At 45.4% G+C, this 19539-nt stretch carries 20 protein-coding genes; 15 read left to right on the top strand and 5 right to left on the bottom strand.

Features of this window, described 5'->3' with window-relative positions:
* Window positions 1–12: 12 nt before the first annotated feature.
* Complete coding sequence (locus ACZ5ZC_RS08100; RefSeq protein ID WP_054867401.1) at window positions 13–585, top strand: GNAT family N-acetyltransferase; 573 nt, start codon at window positions 13–15, stop codon at window positions 583–585.
* A gap of 125 nt (window positions 586–710) precedes the next feature.
* Entirely contained in the window at window positions 711–2123 is a 1413-nt protein-coding gene (locus ACZ5ZC_RS08095; protein ID WP_464931589.1) for a coniferyl aldehyde dehydrogenase, read from the top strand.
* A 169-nt stretch (window positions 2124–2292) separates the two neighbouring features.
* Here the strand turns inward: ACZ5ZC_RS08095 and ACZ5ZC_RS08090 are convergent, their stop codons facing one another.
* Complete coding sequence (locus tag ACZ5ZC_RS08090) at window positions 2293–2772, bottom strand: aminoacyl-tRNA deacylase (RefSeq protein WP_006742302.1); 480 nt, start codon at window positions 2770–2772, stop codon at window positions 2293–2295.
* A gap of 157 nt (window positions 2773–2929) precedes the next feature.
* Here ACZ5ZC_RS08090 and ACZ5ZC_RS08085 point away from each other — a divergent pair, with 157 nt between their 5' ends.
* The 4 genes from ACZ5ZC_RS08085 (at window position 2930) to ACZ5ZC_RS08070 (ending at window position 7918) form a co-directional block, all read left to right on the top strand.
* Window positions 2930–4471 (top strand): glutamate synthase-related protein, encoded by a 1542-nt coding sequence (locus ACZ5ZC_RS08085; protein ID WP_464931588.1) that lies wholly within the window; start codon window positions 2930–2932, stop codon window positions 4469–4471.
* A gap of 185 nt (window positions 4472–4656) precedes the next feature.
* Complete coding sequence (gene katG, locus ACZ5ZC_RS08080; protein WP_464931587.1) at window positions 4657–6828, top strand: catalase/peroxidase HPI; 2172 nt, start codon at window positions 4657–4659, stop codon at window positions 6826–6828.
* 165 nt (window positions 6829–6993) lie between these two features.
* Window positions 6994–7446, top strand: coding sequence for a type II RES/Xre toxin-antitoxin system antitoxin (gene parS / locus ACZ5ZC_RS08075; protein WP_006742299.1), 453 nt, complete (start codon window positions 6994–6996; stop codon window positions 7444–7446).
* Window position 7447: 1 nt separating this feature from the next.
* Entirely contained in the window at window positions 7448–7918 is a 471-nt protein-coding gene (locus ACZ5ZC_RS08070) for an RES family NAD+ phosphorylase (protein ID WP_005376497.1), read from the top strand.
* An 80-nt stretch (window positions 7919–7998) separates the two neighbouring features.
* On the opposite strand, the gene ACZ5ZC_RS08065 is transcribed toward ACZ5ZC_RS08070, so the two are convergent.
* Window positions 7999–9849, bottom strand: a complete 1851-nt coding sequence (locus ACZ5ZC_RS08065; protein WP_464931586.1) for an acyltransferase family protein — start codon at window positions 9847–9849, stop codon at window positions 7999–8001.
* A gap of 241 nt (window positions 9850–10090) precedes the next feature.
* Here ACZ5ZC_RS08065 and nifW point away from each other — a divergent pair, with 241 nt between their 5' ends.
* Window positions 10091–10366, top strand: a complete 276-nt coding sequence (gene nifW / locus ACZ5ZC_RS08060) for a nitrogenase-stabilizing/protective NifW family protein (RefSeq protein WP_203342543.1) — start codon at window positions 10091–10093, stop codon at window positions 10364–10366.
* A gap of 118 nt (window positions 10367–10484) precedes the next feature.
* Here the strand turns inward: nifW and ACZ5ZC_RS08055 are convergent, their stop codons facing one another.
* Window positions 10485–11585, bottom strand: coding sequence for an alkene reductase (locus ACZ5ZC_RS08055; protein WP_054867398.1), 1101 nt, complete (start codon window positions 11583–11585; stop codon window positions 10485–10487).
* An 11-nt stretch (window positions 11586–11596) separates the two neighbouring features.
* Entirely contained in the window at window positions 11597–11983 is a 387-nt protein-coding gene (gene gloA / locus ACZ5ZC_RS08050) for a lactoylglutathione lyase (RefSeq protein ID WP_464931585.1), read from the bottom strand.
* A gap of 210 nt (window positions 11984–12193) precedes the next feature.
* On the opposite strand from gloA, the gene ACZ5ZC_RS08045 reads away from it, so the two are divergent.
* The gene (locus ACZ5ZC_RS08045) at window positions 12194–12622 is read left to right on the top strand and encodes a PaaI family thioesterase (RefSeq protein WP_140339621.1); all 429 of its coding nucleotides are present in this window, start codon (window positions 12194–12196) and stop codon (window positions 12620–12622) included.
* Between the two features lie 26 nt (window positions 12623–12648).
* Window positions 12649–13038, top strand: a complete 390-nt coding sequence (locus ACZ5ZC_RS08040; RefSeq protein ID WP_005395204.1) for a MazG nucleotide pyrophosphohydrolase domain-containing protein — start codon at window positions 12649–12651, stop codon at window positions 13036–13038.
* A gap of 45 nt (window positions 13039–13083) precedes the next feature.
* Here ACZ5ZC_RS08040 and ACZ5ZC_RS08035 read toward each other — a convergent pair whose 3' ends face one another.
* Window positions 13084–13959 (bottom strand): universal stress protein, encoded by an 876-nt coding sequence (locus ACZ5ZC_RS08035; protein ID WP_140323690.1) that lies wholly within the window; start codon window positions 13957–13959, stop codon window positions 13084–13086.
* Between the two features lie 211 nt (window positions 13960–14170).
* Between ACZ5ZC_RS08035 and ACZ5ZC_RS08030 the strand changes: the two genes are divergently transcribed.
* The 6 genes from ACZ5ZC_RS08030 to ACZ5ZC_RS08005 all read left to right on the top strand — a co-directional run bounded on the left by ACZ5ZC_RS08030 (window position 14171) and on the right by ACZ5ZC_RS08005 (window position 19395).
* Window positions 14171–15517: a magnesium transporter gene (locus tag ACZ5ZC_RS08030; RefSeq protein WP_180760761.1), complete on the top strand. Its 1347-nt coding sequence runs from the start codon at window positions 14171–14173 to the stop codon at window positions 15515–15517.
* Window positions 15518–15811: 294 nt separating this feature from the next.
* Window positions 15812–16348: an AAA family ATPase gene (locus ACZ5ZC_RS08025; protein WP_054867395.1), complete on the top strand. Its 537-nt coding sequence runs from the start codon at window positions 15812–15814 to the stop codon at window positions 16346–16348.
* A gap of 113 nt (window positions 16349–16461) precedes the next feature.
* Entirely contained in the window at window positions 16462–17907 is a 1446-nt protein-coding gene (locus ACZ5ZC_RS08020) for an AGE family epimerase/isomerase (protein WP_464931584.1), read from the top strand.
* A gap of 100 nt (window positions 17908–18007) precedes the next feature.
* The gene (locus ACZ5ZC_RS08015) at window positions 18008–18259 is read left to right on the top strand and encodes a DUF2999 family protein (RefSeq protein ID WP_005395194.1); all 252 of its coding nucleotides are present in this window, start codon (window positions 18008–18010) and stop codon (window positions 18257–18259) included.
* A 316-nt stretch (window positions 18260–18575) separates the two neighbouring features.
* On the top strand, window positions 18576–18905 hold the full coding sequence (locus tag ACZ5ZC_RS08010) for a YceK/YidQ family lipoprotein (RefSeq protein WP_080253353.1): 330 nt from the start codon (window positions 18576–18578) through the stop codon (window positions 18903–18905).
* Between the two features lie 31 nt (window positions 18906–18936).
* On the top strand, window positions 18937–19395 hold the full coding sequence (locus ACZ5ZC_RS08005) for an ABZJ_00895 family protein (protein ID WP_054867394.1): 459 nt from the start codon (window positions 18937–18939) through the stop codon (window positions 19393–19395).
* Window positions 19396–19539 lie beyond the last annotated feature (144 nt).

The raw sequence follows: 19539 nt of genomic DNA, 5'->3' as shown, positions 1-19539 counted from the left end.
GGGATAATGTGGATGGATGAGGTCATGTGCCAAAAGGCGTATCAAGGAAATAGCATGCAGGCCAGTTTTTCTGTTTCAGAAAGGGTCTCAATTGAGCCTCTTACCACCAAACACGCGACCGTTTTACTGGAAGTGGTGAACACGTATCGAAACAGCCTCTCTGGCTATTTGCCTTGGACGGACTTTGTGACCAACCGCAGAGAAGCGGTGAACTACATCTCTCAGCGCGTGAACAGCAAAGCGTTAGATGCCCACTGGTGCGCTATTTATTTTGATGGGCAGTTTACGGGTGTTATTGGCATTAAAGGTGTGGATTCGCACACACGCGTCACTGAGATTGGCTATTGGCTTGCCAACAATGGGCGAGGACACCGAGTGATCGACCAAGTACTCGCGGTGTTGATTCCTTTTTTGAAGCAGAAAGGGCACGCGCAATTCATCCAATTCCACTGTATGGAAGATAACATTGCCAGCATCAATATTGCTGAGCGTGCTGGTGCTACATTAAAAGAATACATTGATCACGAGTTCGAGACGCTTGACCGCTCTCAACGGCTCGGCATTTATGAGTTGCGTCTGACTTAGCTCCAAACCCACTGATATTTTAATCAGAGTTCGAACTCTAATTTCGCGAGCGCTACAATAGTAACATTGTTGCGCTCGTGTTAATTTGGAGCGTCATTGGTTGAAACTAGGTTAGGAGAAGCATCATGAACGCAATCGCAGAGGTTGAAGTGGACAACCTGTTACAACAAAGCCTTGATCGCTTAAAAGCGGCGTATGCCGCCGAACCTTATCCTAGTTTGGATGAGCGTAAGCAGCGCCTTGTCTTGCTAAAACAAGCTCTGATAGCGAATAAACAAGCATTGGTGGAAGCGCTGAGTGACGATTTTGGTTATCGTTCCGAATTTGATACCGCCATGACCGACGTTTTGCCGACGGTCTCGCACATCAATTACACCATCAAGCAGCTAAAAAAGTGGTGCAAACCAAGTAAGCGTGAATCCGGTCTGTTGCTTGCTCCGTCGAAAGTGACTGTTCAGTATCAGCCACTCGGCGTGGTCGGGATCATTTCGCCGTGGAATTTTCCTGTCATTTTGAGCCTTGCGCCTTTAGTTACTGCTTTGGCCGCAGGTAACCGTGTGATGATGAAGCTCAGCGAATTTACGCCCAAAACCAATAAAGTCATCGTAAATATTTGTCGCGAGTTGTCTGAATATGTCGAAGTATTTGAAGGTGAAGCGGACGTTGCACGATCATTCAGCCAACTGCCATTCGATCATCTTTTGTTTACTGGCTCGACAAATGTTGGTCGCGCTGTGGCAAAAGCAGCGGCTGAAAACCTGACTCCAGTGACGTTAGAACTGGGTGGAAAATCTCCGGTGATCATTGCAGAAGATGCAGATATGAAGAAAACCGTTGATGCGATTTTGTTTGGTAAATGCATCAATGCCGGTCAGATTTGTGTCGCGCCTGATTACGCGTTTGTACCACAAGAACGCGTCGAAGAGTTCATCACGCTGTTCTTAAAACGTTTTGAAAAACTCTATTTGAAATCCAACAAGAATCAAAAGCTGACCCATATTATCAATCAACGACAGTATGATCGTTTGACTGCGCTACTTGAGGACGCCAAAGCTCAGGGCGCAAGCATCCATACTGTTGAAGCGTCACCTCAACAGGAAAGGCTTTTGTATCCTCATTTGATCACAGACGTGTCGACAGATATGCGCATCATGCAAGAGGAAATATTTGGGCCATTTCTACCCATCAAGCCTTACAAAGCGGTAGATGAAGCGATTGACTACATTAATCAGCACCAGCGACCTCTTGCGCTGTATGTTATGTCGGACAACAAATCGAGCATCAGACATATTGTACGCAACACACACAGTGGCGGCGTCGGCATTAACGACACGGTATTACACGTTGGCGCTGAGGATGCGCCTTTCGGTGGCGTTGGTGAATCAGGCATTGGTCATTATCACGGAGTGGAAGGATTCAGAACCTTTAGCCACGCGAAAACCGTACTCCACACGCCGAAATGGCTACCAAGGACGGGGGCATTAATGCGTCGCAGAGCTATGGCGATAAAAGCGATTCAAAAGATTTTTGTTCGATAGTGGTTGGATTGAAAAAAAACGCCCAAACGGGCGGTTTTTTTGGTTTCTATGCGTTCTAAATTGCGGATTACTAAAAGCCGAGAAGCTTCCGACATGCACCGCCAATAGAAAAAGAAAGGCTCTTTTTGAAAGAGCCTTTTTCACGAAATGTCGACAGATTTTTGGAAGTTTAATGCAGAACTTCACTGCTGAATCTTAAGTATTTGCAGTCGTTCATTAGCTCTTTAAATGCCTTTCTATCTAGCTTAATCAGAGTTTCATGATCGCCGGCTTCAAGATAGACATGTTCCAAGTTTGCTAATCTTTCATCACAAACGGTCGACATGTGGTAAGGACTACCAATCGGTGGAATTGCGCCGTGCTCACAATCAGTGAAGAGTCGGTAAACCATACGCTCTTTCACCAAGTGGAAAGTAGCGTTAAATTCATCGTTTAATCTCGACAAACTGATTTTGTTGTTGGCAGGTAAGACCGCCATCATATGATGCCCTTCATGATCCTCAAGAATGACGCCTTTTGCGATATTCATTAAAGGCACACCTGCGGCAACACCACTTTGTAGCGAGCTATGACTGTGACTGTGATTCACGGTTTGAAAGTGAATGTTATGCTCAGTCAAATATTCATCTAATCGGGTTGCAATCGTCATATAGCCTCCACGTGTATGAGACCCATAAAGAGTATAGGTGAGGCAAGCGACAATCGCGTATTTTACTCTGGTTTCGCTGACGCTCTTTCCGCTCCTGTTCTACGCTTATTGCAAGCCAGCGAGAAAGCGTGGTTAACAATAATAAACAGGGGGCAACATGAGCAAGCCAATCATCGCCGATAATAAGCCGATTAAAGTGAATCTAACCGAAGGGCAAGAATATTACTTTTGCCGATGTGGACGTTCTAAAAATCAACCTTATTGCGATGGGTCGCATTCGGGAACAGGCTTAAAGCCAATGAGCTTTACTGCGGAAAAAGATGAAGAAGCGTATCTCTGCCAGTGCAAGCATACCTCTAATGCCCCATTTTGTGATGGAACACATAAGCGTTTTTCTTCTGAGCAAGTCGGCAAAGAAGGCCCTGAGAAAAAACGAGAGAAAAGTGACAAACCGACTGCGTCCGCTACTCAAGAAGAACCAACCCTAGAGTTTATCCACCAATTAGCGAGAGAAGGGCTCTCTAAACTCGGTCATCATGGTCCGATGGCTGCAATGGGGGTTCCTAGGCATTTGCTACCACATTGGGATGCTATACAAATCATGGTGGCGCAAATGGCGACACAACCGTTGTTAGAAGACGTTCCCGTGTCTACCGAGTTGATTGTGGGGCCAAACGCGCGTAAGCCGCTCAAGCTCGCTATTCCTTTGTTGGTGTCGGACATGAGTTTTGGCGCACTTTCGGAAGAGGCGAAAATTGCGCTAGCAAAAGGTGCTGAGTTGGCAGGGACTGGGATTTGCTCCGGTGAAGGGGGGATGTTACCTGAAGAACAAGCTGCAAATTCGCGGTATTTCTATGAGCTTGCCAGTGCTCAGTTTGGCTACGATGAATCTAAGCTTCTTAATGTTCAGGCTTTTCATTTTAAAGGTGGGCAGGGCGCCAAAACAGGCACGGGTGGTCATCTTCCAGCAAATAAAAATGTGGGTAAGATCTCTCAGGTGAGAGGTATCCCCGAAGGCCAACCAGCAATCTCACCGCCAACATTTAAAGATCTTCATACTACTCACGATTTCAGAAAGTTTGCTGACAGAGTCCGTGGCATCACTGGCGGCATTCCAATTGGCTTTAAACTCAGTGCAAACCATATTGAGCAAGACATACAATTTGCGCTCGATGCGGGTGCCGATTACATCATCTTAGATGGTCGCGGTGGTGGCACGGGCGCGGCGCCAACTATGTTCCGTGATCATATTAGCGTGCCAACCATTCCTGCGTTAGCTCGTGCGCGTAAGTACTTAGATGAAAAAGGCGCAAGTGACCGCGTCACATTAATCATCACTGGTGGGTTGCGAGTTCCTATGGATTTTGTCAAAGCGTTGGCACTTGGGGCAGACGGAGTGGCGATAGCAAACAGTGCGATGCAATCGATCGGTTGCGTCGCGGCCCGGATTTGTAACACCAATAATTGCCCTGCGGGAATCGCAACGCAAAATGCCGATTTGAGGCAGCGTCTCGATATCGAAAAATCATCTCAGCAACTGAAAAATTTCTTCGAATCCTCGGTCGAGCTCATGCAAGTTATGGCAAGGGCATGTGGTCACCACGCTCTGAATGAATTTAGTCGCCATGATTTAGCTACATGGGATCACAACATGGCGAGGCTGTCTGGGATCAAGTATTCAGGTATAGACTTAAACTGATCTCTATCCATATTTTCTGCATATAGGTACATGTTTGATAACAATTATTTATTAGCCAAGATATGGAAATTTTGACTTGGCGTTAACTAAAAATTCAGTGTATGAACTACGCTGTTTGAGGTGGATATTCGATTTATTGAATAACAAAGAGTGGTTACCACAACCACGATACGAAGGAGCATTATATGAGCAACACAAACGGCGGCTCGGTAGGTAAATGTCCAGTTATGCATGGTGGGCAAACATCTACAGATAAGTCGGTGATGGATTGGTGGCCGAATGCCTTAAACTTAGACATCCTGCATCAACACGACTCCAAAACCAACCCATTTGGCCAGGACTTTAATTACAAAGAAGAACTGAAAAAGCTAGATGTCGAAGCACTTAAAAAAGACTTAAAAGACTTAATGACTGATAGCCAAGACTGGTGGCCTGCCGACTGGGGACATTACGGCGGTTTAATGATCCGAATGGCATGGCACGCAGCGGGTAGTTATCGTATCGCGGATGGACGTGGCGGCGCTGCGACAGGCAACCAGCGTTTTGCTCCTCTCAACTCTTGGCCAGATAACGCAAACCTCGACAAGGCTCGCCGCCTTTTATGGCCCATCAAGAAAAAATATGGCAACAAATTAAGTTGGGCCGATCTGATTGTCCTTGCCGGTAACATGGCGTATGAATCCATGGGCTTTAAGACCTTTGGTTTTGGCTTTGGGCGAGAAGACATTTGGCATCCCGAAAAAGACACCTACTGGGGTTCCGAGCAAGAATGGTTAGCCACAAGTGACGCTGATAACAGCCGCTATTCTGGTGAGCGAGATTTAGAAAATCCACTTGCCGCAGTAATGATGGGGCTTATCTACGTGAACCCAGAAGGGGTGGACGGGAACCCAGATCCTCTCAAAACAGCACATGACATGCGTGTGACCTTTGCGCGAATGGCAATGAACGATGAAGAAACTGTCGCGCTCACAGCGGGTGGTCACACGGTCGGTAAGTGTCATGGTAACGGTGATGCCGCAAACCTTGGTCCAGAGCCCGAAGCAGCAGACGTTCATGAACAAGGTCTTGGCTGGATTAACCACAAAACACGTGGTATTGGCCGTGACACGGTAACGAGTGGCATTGAAGGTGCTTGGACGACACACCCTACACAATGGGACTACGGATACTTCCACCTACTATTTAAGTACGATTGGGAACTGAAGAAGAGCCCAGCAGGTGCGTGGCAGTGGGAGCCAATCGACATTGAAGAAGAAGACAAGCCTGTCGATGTTGAAGACGGCTCTAAGCGCTACAATCCAATCATGACTGACGCCGATATGGCGCTCAAAATGGACCCTGAATATCGCAAGATTGCAGAAAAGTTCCAAAATGACCCAGCGTACTTTGATGATGTTTTTGCTCGTGCCTGGTTTAAGTTGACACACCGCGATCTAGGACCAAAATCATGTTATTTCGGACCTGATGTGCCAAGCGAAGATCTTATTTGGCAAGACCCAACGCCTGCAGGTAAGACAGACTACGATGTCGATTTAGTGAAAACAAAAATCGAAGCAAGTGGCCTATCCATTAGTGAGCTAGTAAGCACGGCTTGGGATAGTGCGCGTACTTACCGTGGCTCTGACCGCCGAGGTGGCGCAAATGGTGCGAGAATTCGTTTGTCTCCGCAAAAAGATTGGCAAGGAAACGAGCCAGAGCGTCTAAGTCGTGTTCTTGCTGTGCTAGAAAAAATAGCAGCAGAAGAGGACTGTAGTGTTGCGGACGCTATCGTGCTTGCTGGTAACGTAGGTATTGAACTGGCTGCGCGTGCCGCAGGTCATGATGTATCTGTGCCATTCGCGCCAGGCCGAGGTGATGCCACCCAAGAGATGACGGATGTTGAATCATTCGAAGTTCTTGAGCCTGTGGCTGACGGTTTCCGAAATTGGTTGAAGAAAGACTACGCGGTTAAGCCGGAAGAGCTTTTATTAGATCGTGCTCAGCTTATGGGGCTAACGGCGCCAGAAATGACGGTACTTATCGGTGGTATGCGCGTTTTAGGCAGTAACTACGGCGGTGGAAAAGAGGGCGTATTTACTGACCGAGTCGGCACTTTGTCGAATGATTTCTTCGTGAATCTTACTGACATGTCATATACGTGGCAACCGGTAAGTGCTAATCAGTACGAAATACGTGATCGTAAAACAGACCAAGTGAAATGGACGGCAACTCGAGTGGATCTTGTCTTTGGCTCAAACTCGATTCTACGTTCGTACGCGGAAGTGTATGCGCAAGATGATAATCAGGAAAAATTCATCCACGACTTCATCGCTGCATGGACGAAAGTCATGAACGCCGACCGTTTTGACTTGTAATAAGTCAAACGATGCAAATCGGTAGATGCGTAAGCAAAGTTGATGAATAAGTAAGAGAGGCGGGCGCAAAGCTCGCCTTTTTCTTTACCTGTCTTTTTACTTTGATTGAAATTTGAGCTCATTTGAACCATAATGACTAGACCATATGAACCATAGGAGCTTGATATGGCAACTGCAGCATTAAAAAGCTTTAAGCCGAAACAATCTCATAAAGCCAATTTCTGGCTTATGCTAGGTATTGAAGATGCTGAAACGGGTCGTATTGATGCGGTTCACAAAGGCTTTGAGCCCAAGGTATACCGGAACATTGTTGATCGAGTAAAGCTTTCTCAAAGTGAATTCCAACATGTGACACTGATTCCTGTTAGTACAATTAAGCGTCGTCTTAAAAATGATGAGCGTTTTAATACTCAAGAGAGTGATGCAATCTATCGATTAGCGATGTTATTGAAACTCGCGACAGAGTTGTTTGACGACGAAGAGCGCGCGTTAAAATGGATGAGAGAGAATGTGTACGGCTTAGGTGGAAAAAGGCCGCTAGACATGGTCTCGACCACGGTGGATTTTGAAATCGTCAAAGATTTGATCGGCCGTTTAGAGCACGGGGTGTTCTCGTAATATGAAGCTCTATCGTCTCACACAAAAGAAATTCGCTGACACGCCATTCAGCCCCGTTGGCGCAAAGTTGTTTGGAGGGCGATGGAACTCAAAAGGAACCGAAGCCCTCTACTTCTCTGAATCGGAATCCCTTTGCTCGTTGGAAGTGTTTGTTCACGTAAATAACGATCCAGCTATCACCAAACTGTACGATTTATATCGTATTGAAATGCCCGAATATCTCATCGCCACCTTAGATGAAGAAGATCTCCCTGTGACGTGGCGAGCAATACCGGCGAGCGAGTCTACACAGTACATTGGTGACCAGTTTCTCAATGACCCTCATCCCGAGTTTGCCGCACTGCAAGTGCCTTCAACGATTTCACCTCGTGATAAAAACTACGTGGTGAATCCAAATCATCCCAAAATGAAAGAGATCATCAAGAAAGCCGAAAAGCTCGATTTCGCGTTTGATCCACGTATTTTCAAATAAACGCGCTGGCTTTCTCTCGCTTTAAAATATTCAGCGCTTACCTGAGATAAGCGCTGAAGCATAAAAGTTTATTCTCTTGGTTATTGTCGGTCGTAAGTGAACTGTTGAGCTTCATTCGTACTGCTGTGGTAATGCCCAAGCACCAACTCAGCACCTTTGTAAGATAAATGGCTGTCATCGGTATACATGGCGTTGTTCGCACCAACTTTCATTCGACATACACCATTTCTGCAAATGGCCTCGGTCAAGTCGACAAACTCAACATGCTCAAATTGCTCAAAGTAGTTCACTAACTTCGCCACGTTTTGAGGGTGATGTCGCTTGGGAGAAAAATCGCATGCGGACTCTTCTGTCTCGCCAAACAAACGCGCTTTCCAAAGGCATTCTCCTACCGCAAAAGGTGCGGAAGGGGTTGGGCCGAAAACGACCACTTCTTTCCCTTCCAGTTCATTCAACAATCCAGTTAATGATGCCTCATAATCGGCTTGTGAAAGCTCTTTATTGAAATTAGAAGAGATAACGACGCGACGAATAGAAGGGGTACGCAAAATGGTATCGACTGCCTGTTTGAAGAACTGTCGGCAAGAAATTGATCCAGCATCTTTGATGATGTCGACATAACCTACTGCACAGGAATCTTGAGTAAGTTGCACCACGCCAGTTGGTGTTACTTCGGACAGACGCTTCACGTAAACCATGCTGTGACTATTGCCTAACACAGCGATGGTGGGCTGCGGCGCAGACGAGCACACATCGTTAACGTCAGTGTTGCCGTTGCAATTTAAACCGTAACCGTTATTAACGCGCATGGCTTCGAAAAATGCGCTTCTTTCTGGAAAACCACCGTTTTGATGACCGATAACGCCGAACGTTAGCAAGGGCAACGTCAACAACACAATAACCGCGGACACAGTGCGCATGCTCATGGCTTTTCGGCTACGGAACGGCTTTTCAATAAAGCGCCAAGTGAAGTAAGAAAGTACGAACAGAGTGACAACGTAAAGTGGGATATTGACGTCTTGTGTTGCGTCCAACACGTAGCGGTAAAAGACAAATAATGGAATGTGCCACAAGTATAAGCTGTAGCTGATTAAGCCGACGAACACGACCCATTTTAGGCTCAGCAATTTACCGCAGACATTGTCTTTAGAGGCAAACAAAATCACTAACGCGCTACCGATGACTGGCACCAACAAAGTGATACCCGCGCCATCTTGCGATTTTTCAAACAAAAGTGCAGAGGCCAATATCAAAACGATGCCAATGGTTGCCAGCGTATCGTTGGATTGAACTTGGGTTTTTCTCATTACTAATGCGAGTAATGAACCGGTTGCCAGCTCCCAAGCACGAGAGAAGATCATGTAGAAGGCGAAATCAGGATCGTTGCTCGCATAGACAATAGTCATCAAACTCAGCGCAAATACCGCGACAAAAAAAGTCAGGAAAAACGCGTTTTTGCCACGAGCGAGTAGCATGAGTAGCAAAGGAATGACAATGTAGTATTGTTCTTCAACGCCCAAGCTCCAAGTGTGAAACAGCGGATTGGCTTGATCTTCTAAACCGAAGTAATTGTGGCCTTTTAAATACAGAAGAATGTTGGATGAAGAAAGAATAGAAGACACTGCGAACTGACCAACGTCTTTGTGCGCTTGTGGCAAAAATAACCACCAAGACATCAAATAGCTTACGGCAATCACCACCAGTAGCAGGGGAAGTATGCGGCGAATGCGTCGCTCATAAAAATCACCGAGGCTGAACTTCTGGTTTTCCAAATCGTTAATCACGATGGTGGTGATCAAATAGCCGCTGATAACAAAAAATACGTCGACGCCAATAAAGCCACCAGCGAACTGCTCAACTCCTGCATGAAACAAAATCACCAACGTGACAGCAATCGCCCTTAATCCGTCTACTTCCGCTCTGTAAGTCATATCGTGTCCCTCCAACATTCCGTTTAACGAAGTAGAGCAAAATATGAACCAGAAATAATATTGTTTTAAATCAGTTTCTTAAGGTGATTGTCAAAATGAAAAGGCTGGGGGAAATAGCGAATTCCCAAATTGAATTTCAATATGGAAATTCCAGAAAGAGTGATGTTAAGACGCGCCAAATCAAAGAACGTAAAGCGTCAGGCTCTTAGACTTCATTGAAAATGATAACGCTAAAGAAACAATGACAGAGAATACGATTCAGGAAAAAATTGCCAGCTTTACTTGTATCGAAGAAGCGTTGGATTACTTCGAAATCGAGTTTGATTGCCGATTTATCGAAAACAACCGAACCGAGTTGGTTAAGAGATTTAATGGCTACTTAATCCTCACTAAACCGGATGATTGGTTTTCAGGCCGCCGCGCACTGAAAAATGCCTACTGTAAAGTACAACGCAGTTTACTAAGTAAAACGACACGTTCTGCGTGCCGAGGTTGTACATCTTGTCAAAGACGTTAATTCTTGGTGGCTTGCCTAAAAAGAACCCTGCATCTTGGCGTCACAGGGGGAAGAGCAAGGTTCTTTTGGGTTAGCTATTGGTTTGTCGCGAGTTGCGAATCAGCTTTACGTAGATGAATTAACCCACGTGATACGCAGGGTAGTCCACTAAGCCTTTTTCACCGCCGCCGAACAATGTGGCAGGGTCATGTTCTGCCAGTGGATAGCCATGCTTGATGCGGCTTGGTAAGTCTGGGTTTGCAACAAACGGACGACCAAAACCGATCATGTCGGCTAAACCACTTTCAATCGCGTGTTGCGCCTTTTCTGCGTTGTAACGACCGGCATAGATCAGTTTGCCTTTATACGCCTCACGAACTGCGGTTTTAAAGTCGTGCGGAGTGTCTGGTGCGTCGTCCCAATCCACTTCTGCAATGTGAATGTAAACCACATTGAGTTTATCAAGCAGCGCAGCAGCAGCGGTGTAGGTATCGACAGGTGTGCTATCAACGGTGCCGTTTAACGAAGTGAATGGTGCAAGGCGAACACCAACACGCTCTGCGCCAATGGCTTGCGTCATTGCTTCGACCACTTCACCAAGAAAACGCAGACGGTTTTCAATTGAGCCGCCGTATTCATCGGTGCGGTTGTTCGCTTCAGAATCGATAAACTGGTTAACCAAGTAGCCATTTGCTGCGTGAAGTTCGACACCATCAAACCCAGCTTCTATCGCGTTTAATGCGGCTTGGCGGTATTCTTCAATAACATTATTGATGTCTTGCTTGGTCATTTCACGTGGCTCAACCACGTCGACAAAGCCAGGTTCGTCTGTGCCATTGTCGATAAATACTTTCACGTTTTCTGCTTTAAGCGCAGAAGAAGAAATAGGTTGCTCGCCGCCGATGTTGTCAGGATGAGTAACACGACCTACGTGCCATAATTGCGCGAAGATAACGCCGCCTTTCTCGTGCACTGCATCAGTTACTTTTTTCCAGCCAGCAATTTGCTCTAGGCTATAAATACCCGGAGTCCACGCATAGCCTTGACCCATTGGTGAAATTTGCGTGCCTTCAGCAACGATTAATCCCGCTTCGGCGCGTTGAGCGTAGTAGGTGGCCATCATGTCGTTGGCAACATTACCCGGTTGAGAGGCTCGAGAGCGCGTCATCGGAGGCATGACGATGCGGTTTTTTAATGAGAGAGAGCCAAGTTGAATCGGTTGAAATAATGCGTCTGTCATAGAAAACCTCGTTATTGTTTAGTTTGAATCAGTTCGATTGGGTAGCCGTCGGGATCTTTAATGAAGGCGATGTGCGTTTCCCCTCCTTTCATTGGACCGGGTTCGCGAGTGACGTTACCACCAAGCGCTTTGATTTTTTCGCAAGCTGCGTAAATGTCTTCACACCCAAGCGCTATGTGCCCGAATGCGTTACCTAAGTCGTAACTGCCGGTATCCCAGTTATAAGTTAGCTCGATGGTCGCGCCATCTGGTTGATCAGGGCTACCAACAAACACCAGTGAGTAACGGTATTCTTGGTTTTCAAAACGCTCCAAAACGCTCACTCCCAGAACGTTTGTATAAAATTCGATAGATTTGTCTAGGTCAACAACACGGATCATCGTGTGGAGAAACTTCATAAGTCGCCTTTCATAACGTTGCGTAATCACGATGCAAACCTTATCGCCACTCTAAATAAACTGGAAATTATCGTTAATTATGAAAATGATTATTTAACGTTATGGATAATGAGGTTGTTGGCCCTACAACGTGCAAACAAAGATTACTCGCCGTTTCTTTTTGATAATTGGCATATGCTAATTACTCTTTTTACAAGCTGAGTACTTAACATGTCCGCAAACAGTAACTTTCATTCCACTCACGAATCTCATTATCAATGTGCGGTTTGTTCTTCAATCGATGCAAATCCTAACTCTTTGGCTGTGAACTACCAGTGCCTAGCCGATGGTTCTGTTGTCGGAGAGTTTCACGTTTTACCGCGTCATCAAGGTTACACCGACCTGTTGCATGGTGGTATTGCGAGTTCGCTGCTCGATGGTGCAATGACGCACTGTTTGTTATTTAGAGACATTCAAGCCCTTACCGCGCAGTTGGATGTGCGCTACCATGCACCTATTGAGCTAGATGAGCACGTCATGATTACTGCACACTGTGAAGGTGAACGCCGCGGTATATATCAACTGGTGGCTCAATTACTGGTCAATAATGAAGTTAGAGTGACGGCAAAAGGGAAGTTTATTCGTCCTAAAGAGGCATAAATAAAAACTCGTTCTACGGAGAGATAATGAAGAAATTTGATGAGCTGTACGCAATTGCGACGAGAAAATCTCAATATGACCAAACCAACACTTGGTTTAAAGGCGTAGAGACTTATCTGGAGGCCATTGGCAAAGAAGTGGATGAAGTCCGTGAAGAGATTCGTGAGGATCGCCTTTGTCATTTGGAAGACGAGTTAGGCGATGTGTTGTGGAACTATCTTAACGTATTAAAAGCGTTGGAAAGAGAAAAGGGCATAGATCCTGAGAAAGTACTCGAAAGAGCCTGCACTAAATACGAGCAGCGTGTATCTGCGATTGAATCGGGACGCAGTTGGGATGAGGTTAAACAGCAGCAGAAACAAGCCTTGAACGCGGAACATGAAGCCGCGCAGTTAGAGACCATGAAGAGCCAATAACTGCGCGTGATATTATTTAAGATGCGGCGGAATGGGGAAGCCTGATCAATCCTTCGTGCTATTGACCAACAGCAGGTCACAAGGCGGTTGATCAAGTAACGTGTCTACAGTGCTGCCAGACCAAAATTGGGATGACATGCTTCGTTTACACGCGCCCATAATCAGAATTGCCGCTTGTGATTGCTTAACTGCTTTTGGTAACGCTGTTTCAGGGTTTCCTTCTGGCAGCAGTAGTGGTACTCGTGTTAACTTTTGCGCAGTAATAAAGTCCGTAATGCCTGCTTTTTGGTTGCTCAAAATCTCTGCACGATAACGAGACAGATAAGGCGCAACGTAGCGGCAGTAAACTAACGTCATTTTTCCGCTCAAGGTTTTTTCTAGCTTTGAGCCTCGCGACACGATGGCTTTATCTACGACTGATTTTGCATCTCCGCGATGAAGCGGATCTATCGCGCAAAGCATGTTGGCGTGAGAAGGCCATGAACGCTCAATTAATAGCAATAAATCACAATCGTTTTTTGCTAGCTCGGTGAGTAAGGTTTGAATGTCGTGCTTGTTAAAATGCCCCACGAGCAGTAAATCTGTGTGGTCGACAAGCCGTTTCGCGACTTGAGCGATCCAATGACTCCCTTTGAAATGCTCATAAGAGAGTGTTGGCGTTTCAACTTCCTCTTCTTCACAAAGTTCGATAACGAAGTCTTTAAATTTTGATGTCCAAGCTTCAAACTCAGCTTGTCTCTTTTCTATATGGTCAGAGTTGAAACTAAGGAAATGCGCGAACGCGTGATCTTCACTCCGGCGGTGATCTTCCACCAATACCACGATGGGTTGGGCCAGCGCTGTCGCAAACTGAATCACTTTACGAAGCACCTTACGACTTGGTAAGGCGGCTTGCTGAGTCAGAAAAAATACTGGTGCCATTGATTACTCCATTATCAAACGAGGCAAATGCGCCTGATGCACACTAAAAGTTTATACCATCCCCTTATGCAAAGACGTTCTGTTTCTGCGAGCAAAATATAAATTCCGAAATTGTGCGCGCCATTGCCTAGAATTTTAACATCAGGATCTCATGCCTTTAGGTAATAGACATCGTGTGACACTAACGTGATGCCCAAGGAAATCGGTGACAATGATGATAGATTCCAGCCAATTACAAATTAATCGCAAAGTGCCTCATTTGCTTGCCGAGATCATTAAAGCGATAGAGTCGACCGAAGACCTCAGTTTTTTGAAAGACTATCAGGAAGCACAAATCGCGAACATTTTGGAGTCGGTCAACATTGCTTATCGTAAACGCGTGATAGAAGCAGTGCCGCCAGAGAAGTACTGGACGGTATTAAATTTGCTGCGATACGACACCGCCAAGCACATTCATCAATCACTCAACAAAGAGCTGCAACATGAACGCTTAGCGTACATCACGGATTCGGAACTGATCATCTTTGCAGACTTTCTGCCGACCGAGTTTGTGGATGAGTACCTTATCGACCAAAGTGAAGAGTCGGTCGCGCACATTCAACAAGCGCTGTCGTATGAAGATAATAAAGTGGGGAGATATGCCGAGCCGCTTTTTTTAGTCGCAAATCCTAAAAACAGCGTAGGAGGCATCAAAACCGAGTTGTTAAAACGCGGACAAAGCCCGGTGCGATTGATCATCGTGCGTGATGTCGGAGGCGTTATTGGGACGATAGAACCTCAAACCCTGTTGCTGCATGAGAACCATACCAAACTCACAGACTTGACCGTAGTCACGCCAATTCTGGAAGATATCCAAACGATTCAAAGCGTCAGTAAACAGGTCTCGATTGATGGTGGAGCGCATTGGTTTCCTATCATGGCTGGTGGCAAAATTATGGGCGTTTTGTCGATGGCGACCATCGCGATTACCTTGCGTGAACTCAGCCTACAAGCTGTAGTGGCAGAAAACGTACGAAGTGAAGAAGATTTGTTCACACCATTAACTGTGGCGACAAGGCTAAGAGCACTTTGGTTGGTGATTAACTTGCTGACCGCTTTTGTTGCCTCTGCCATCATTGGTATTTTTGATAATGTGGTCGAGCAAGTCGTTGCGCTTGCTATCTTAATGCCCGTTGTGGCGAGTATGGGCGGCATCGCAGGTAGCCAAACCTTAGCGGTGGCCATTCGGGGTATCGCACTAAACCACTTGCACCAAAGTAACTTGAAGCTATTGGTGAATAAGGAATTAAAAATCGCCACCATTAATGGCTTGATCATGGGATTAGTCATCGCGGGTGTCGTCTACATGGTGTTTGACTCTTGGCCATTGGCGCTTATTATCTGCTGCGCAATTTTCCTCAATAGTTTGGCGGCCGCGGCATCGGGTACGTTGATACCATTCACGTTGAAGAAGTTTAACATTGACCCCGCCGTGGCTGGCTCGGTAGTATTGACAACCGTTACCGATGTCGTCGGTTTCTTTGCGTTCTTAGGCTTAGGTGCCATCTTCTTGATATAGAAAGCCAATTGACGCGTTAACCTGATGATCCAATCTCTTCATTTCCCAACCCAATATTTTGGGCAAGTTTGGTTCGCTCAAAATTCCTCCGTTTTTCATAAACGCTGAACACGCCGTTTAAGCTTTCATTTCATCAATATTTTTCACTGATCATTTCTATCCCAAAGCTTTCTACTGCCGATCTCGCTGAACGCTGGCGTGCCAAATGCCAATTTCAAACGCCAGATGATGCCAATTTTTTTGGCTGTACACGCATTACTTCACTCAAACAAAAAATAAAATAAGGAAAAGATTTTGAACAAACTCATCGTATTCACTGGTGGTCCCGGTGCAGGAAAAACCTCGGTTATCGAACAACTAAAAACACAAGGCTTTATCTGCGCGCCAGAAACAGGTCGTCACGTGATACAAATGCAGGTTGCGAATCACGGTTCAGCATTACCTTGGAATGACAAACAAGCCTTTAGAGACGAAATGACAAAAGAAGAAGTGAGCAACTACCGATCTTTCAATGTCCGCCAAGGGGACGTATTTTTTGATCGCAGTATTGTGGACGTATATGGCTACAGCAAGTTGGAACAACTGCCAATCTCGCATGAGCTCATCACGCATTGCCAGACGCTTCGTTATCATCCTCAAGTATTCATTTTTCCACCGTGGGCATCGATATTCAGTAACGATGAAGAGCGAAAACAAGATTTTTCTGAAGCGGTCGCCACATATCAACAGATGGTCAACGCTTATCACAAGTTTGGATATCAATTGATCGAAGTGCCCAAAATGTCAGTCGAAGACAGAGTGGCGTTTATTCTCGGCTCAGTCATCGAATAAGGCAGACAGATGAATAATGCAAACAAATGCTTAAGGCGATTGTGACTACGACGACAATATGCGTAAAGGGAGTTATTTATACTGGATAAAATTCAATAACTTAATTGAGTATTATGTCTTTTAAATATCTTACCATATTGCTCGCAACGACGAGCATGAACAGCTTTGCTGATGTGGAGCTGCCTTCGGGGGATGATTGGTTAAACCATGTGACGAATGGCCTAGCCCCATATTGGATGATGGAAAGCGCGCATGGGCAACCTGCGGGGAATTTTCCGACATTTCGTTGTGATAACGGTGTCATTCTCGACCCACAAAAGCCGTGTGAAGAATTAAACAAAGGGTGGATTAGCCCGCACTTCGATCGCGAATACACACGCATGAAATCGCGCCAAACTTACGCTTATGGCGTGCTTTTTCATCTTACGGGTGACAAACAAGCATTAGAGCTGGCAAAGAAAGGGACTTATTACCTGATTGATCATCTACAAGATGAGAAAAACGGCGGCTTTGTGAGCTTTACGCGTAGTGGAAAACCGGGGATGGAGTGGCAACAGCGAACTTCTCAAGACCAAGCTTACGCCTTGGTGGGCTTGGCGATTTACTACTACTTGACGCAAGATCCAAAGGTTGAACAAGCACTTATCGACCAGCAAGCGTTTATATTTAAACAATACCGACGAAGCGATGATCGCGGTCTGGCGTGGGTTTTGAAAGATGGTGATGGGGAAAGTGAGAAGCAGCAAGAGTTAGTCGCTCAACTTGACCAAATTAATGGCTATCTGTTGCTAACGGCGCCACTTTTACCAGAGCCAGCGCAAGCCAAGTGGAAGCAAGATCTGCAATGGCTGACGCAAGTGATGCTGGATAACTACCACTCCGACAAAGAGCAGCGCTTTTATGGCGCGATACACCACAAAGCGGTAATGATGCCAGATGCGAAACACAATGATTTTGGACACACCATCAAAGCGTATTGGATGACGTATCTCACTGGTCAGTTGTTGGAGAATTCCAATTGGACAGAGTTTGGTTTCAAAGGAATGAAACACACGCTTAAACAAGCGCAATACCAGCAAAACTTTGAGCAAGTCAAAGCGCTCTTCTCTCCAGAATGGCAGGGTAAATGGACGCAAGAGAGCATTCTTGCTTGGCAATCAAGACCGCATAAGCATTACAGCTCGTCTTGGGAATGGGCAGAACTCGATCAAGCGGCGATGACGGTTTCTCTTGTCGATGGTTCGATGAAAGAAACGTTGCAATACACGTTACCCACCTTTATGGACGTGTGGGTGGATCATCAATACGGAGGTGTTGGTCTGAATCCTAAATCAACCAAAGCGTTCCATTGGGGAAATGGTTACCACCAGTTTGAACATGCGTTGGTCGGGTATTTGTACGCGCAACAAATGGCAAAACAGCCCGCTAAGCTTTACTACGCGCGACCAGTCGAGAGTAAAATACCACTTAATCCATATTACTTTAACGCGGATATAAAAGCGCTTTCATCGCAAAGTGATGGAGTCACTACCGCAACGTTCACCAATATTCGACCATAACTTGGTCGATGGTGGTGTGGTGGTTAAAGTCTGCGTGCAAACTAACAAAACCCAATGGTAAACTGCGGGTCTGTTTTACATAGTATTTAAAGGTAATTTGATGAACCCGATTCTTGCGATGTTGAAAGAAAACAATATTAGCGACGAGCAAATCAACGAGCTATTTCAGGCGTTAACTCAAAACCCTCTGGCTGCAATGGCAACTATCAGCCAACTAGGTCTGCCACAAGATCAGCTTCAAGCGTTAATGGCGCAGGTAATGCAAAACCCTGTACTGATTAAAGAAGCAGTGGAAGAGCTGGGCCTAGACTTCTCCAAAGTAGTAGAAGCCAAAGCGAAGCTACAGCAGTAATCGAGTTTTCGATAAAAACAAAAGCCGCCAGAGCCAAACGGTTCTGGCGGCTTTTTTACATCAGATGAAAGGTACGCGACTCCAACGGGAAAAAGAATAGGTTGAGCTTAACTTGGTGCTTGCATAAAAAATTAAGTGCGATTCTAGTCACGTCGCATGAACTCACGGGTGCTATTGGCAATAAATGAATTGTTTCTAATACATAGAACGTATTAACATGGTTGCACTAGACCTATATGAGTAAATTCATTGAATATACAATTTGAGAGAGAGGGTTTAGTTTTAAAAAATAATAGTTAGTTGGAATCTAGGTTAAATGAAAATAAATATATTTAAAAAGCTACAAGTTGTATTTCTTGTGGTGTCAGCATCTTTAATGGTGGGGTGTTCATCTATAGATGCGCATGCTGGTGGCGGATACGGAAAGCCGTTTTCAGGCACCGCGTTATCAGTCGCACGACAACCTTGCTATTTAAGATCTGATATTACTTCCATCGCGTTATATCCACTTTCATTGATTGACATCCCTTTGTCGTTAGCAACGGACGTTGTGTTTCTTCCTGTTGATTTAGTCATGGTAGCTACACCCACAACGAGTTATGGCGGCGTTGTTTCTCTAGGTTGTCCAAGCGGCAGCATGATCTAAAATCTGATTTTATTGAAATAAATGCAAGGAAATGAAAGTGGAATCGAAAAATAATTACTCAACAGAAAACAACGCTCCCTCGGTGCTCTTTGTAACGTCGCTTTTGTGTTTGGCATCAGTTTGTTTGGCCATACTGCTATTTATTATTGAGTACATTTCTGGCATGGAAATGAACGGTGTCGGCTTTCTTGGGACGTTAATACCAGCGATGAGTGTAGGATATTATTTTGGCTATAAAACAGGGAATATAATGCCTTCGACAACGAGATGGTATTCAGTGCTGCTTTGGAATTTATCGAGCTTAGTGGTGTTTTCTCTCATCTTAATGTTTTTGGGCATCTCTATATTTGAAGTGATAGCGGAACTAGGCTGGTTCAGTATTATTATCGTTGTATTAACGTTAATAACCGTTTGTCTCGGGTACTTTATTTTCAAGAGTGGTGAAAAAATGGCGATTAAGGTTTTGCTAAAAGCGCAAAAGAGTGCGTAACTCACATATAACGAACGCTTAAAGATAGATACGTAAAAAAGACGCCAGCCATATCGCGCTGGCGTTATTGTTTTCTCTTCCTAGGTGCCTCTTTGGTCTCTAGCAAAATCGAATGTTTTAGACGAAACGGTATTTCTACGAAAA

It is taken from the genome of Vibrio sp. JCM 18905 (assembly GCF_055393305.1).
The sequence above is the reverse complement of the archived record's forward strand: the minus strand, read 5'-3'. Positions and strand labels throughout refer to the sequence as shown.

Excerpts from the sequence above, each read along its gene's own strand:
- ACZ5ZC_RS08100 (WP_054867401.1), top strand. The coding sequence starts at position 13 with ATGGATGAGGTCATGTGCCAAAAGGCGTATCAAGGAAATAGCATGCAG.
- ACZ5ZC_RS08095 (WP_464931589.1), top strand. The coding sequence starts at position 711 with ATGAACGCAATCGCAGAGGTTGAAGTGGACAACCTGTTACAACAAAGC.
- ACZ5ZC_RS08090 (WP_006742302.1), bottom strand. The coding sequence starts at position 2,772 with ATGACGATTGCAACCCGATTAGATGAATATTTGACTGAGCATAACATT.
- ACZ5ZC_RS08085 (WP_464931588.1), top strand. The coding sequence starts at position 2,930 with ATGAGCAAGCCAATCATCGCCGATAATAAGCCGATTAAAGTGAATCTA.
- katG (WP_464931587.1), top strand. The coding sequence starts at position 4,657 with ATGAGCAACACAAACGGCGGCTCGGTAGGTAAATGTCCAGTTATGCAT.
- parS (WP_006742299.1), top strand. The coding sequence starts at position 6,994 with ATGGCAACTGCAGCATTAAAAAGCTTTAAGCCGAAACAATCTCATAAA.
- ACZ5ZC_RS08070 (WP_005376497.1), top strand. The coding sequence starts at position 7,448 with ATGAAGCTCTATCGTCTCACACAAAAGAAATTCGCTGACACGCCATTC.
- ACZ5ZC_RS08065 (WP_464931586.1), bottom strand. The coding sequence starts at position 9,849 with ATGACTTACAGAGCGGAAGTAGACGGATTAAGGGCGATTGCTGTCACG.
- nifW (WP_203342543.1), top strand. The coding sequence starts at position 10,091 with ATGACAGAGAATACGATTCAGGAAAAAATTGCCAGCTTTACTTGTATC.
- ACZ5ZC_RS08055 (WP_054867398.1), bottom strand. The coding sequence starts at position 11,585 with ATGACAGACGCATTATTTCAACCGATTCAACTTGGCTCTCTCTCATTA.
- gloA (WP_464931585.1), bottom strand. The coding sequence starts at position 11,983 with ATGAAGTTTCTCCACACGATGATCCGTGTTGTTGACCTAGACAAATCT.
- ACZ5ZC_RS08045 (WP_140339621.1), top strand. The coding sequence starts at position 12,194 with ATGTCCGCAAACAGTAACTTTCATTCCACTCACGAATCTCATTATCAA.
- ACZ5ZC_RS08040 (WP_005395204.1), top strand. The coding sequence starts at position 12,649 with ATGAAGAAATTTGATGAGCTGTACGCAATTGCGACGAGAAAATCTCAA.
- ACZ5ZC_RS08035 (WP_140323690.1), bottom strand. The coding sequence starts at position 13,959 with ATGGCACCAGTATTTTTTCTGACTCAGCAAGCCGCCTTACCAAGTCGT.
- ACZ5ZC_RS08030 (WP_180760761.1), top strand. The coding sequence starts at position 14,171 with ATGATGATAGATTCCAGCCAATTACAAATTAATCGCAAAGTGCCTCAT.
- ACZ5ZC_RS08020 (WP_464931584.1), top strand. The coding sequence starts at position 16,462 with ATGTCTTTTAAATATCTTACCATATTGCTCGCAACGACGAGCATGAAC.
- ACZ5ZC_RS08015 (WP_005395194.1), top strand. The coding sequence starts at position 18,008 with ATGAACCCGATTCTTGCGATGTTGAAAGAAAACAATATTAGCGACGAG.
- ACZ5ZC_RS08010 (WP_080253353.1), top strand. The coding sequence starts at position 18,576 with ATGAAAATAAATATATTTAAAAAGCTACAAGTTGTATTTCTTGTGGTG.
- ACZ5ZC_RS08005 (WP_054867394.1), top strand. The coding sequence starts at position 18,937 with ATGAAAGTGGAATCGAAAAATAATTACTCAACAGAAAACAACGCTCCC.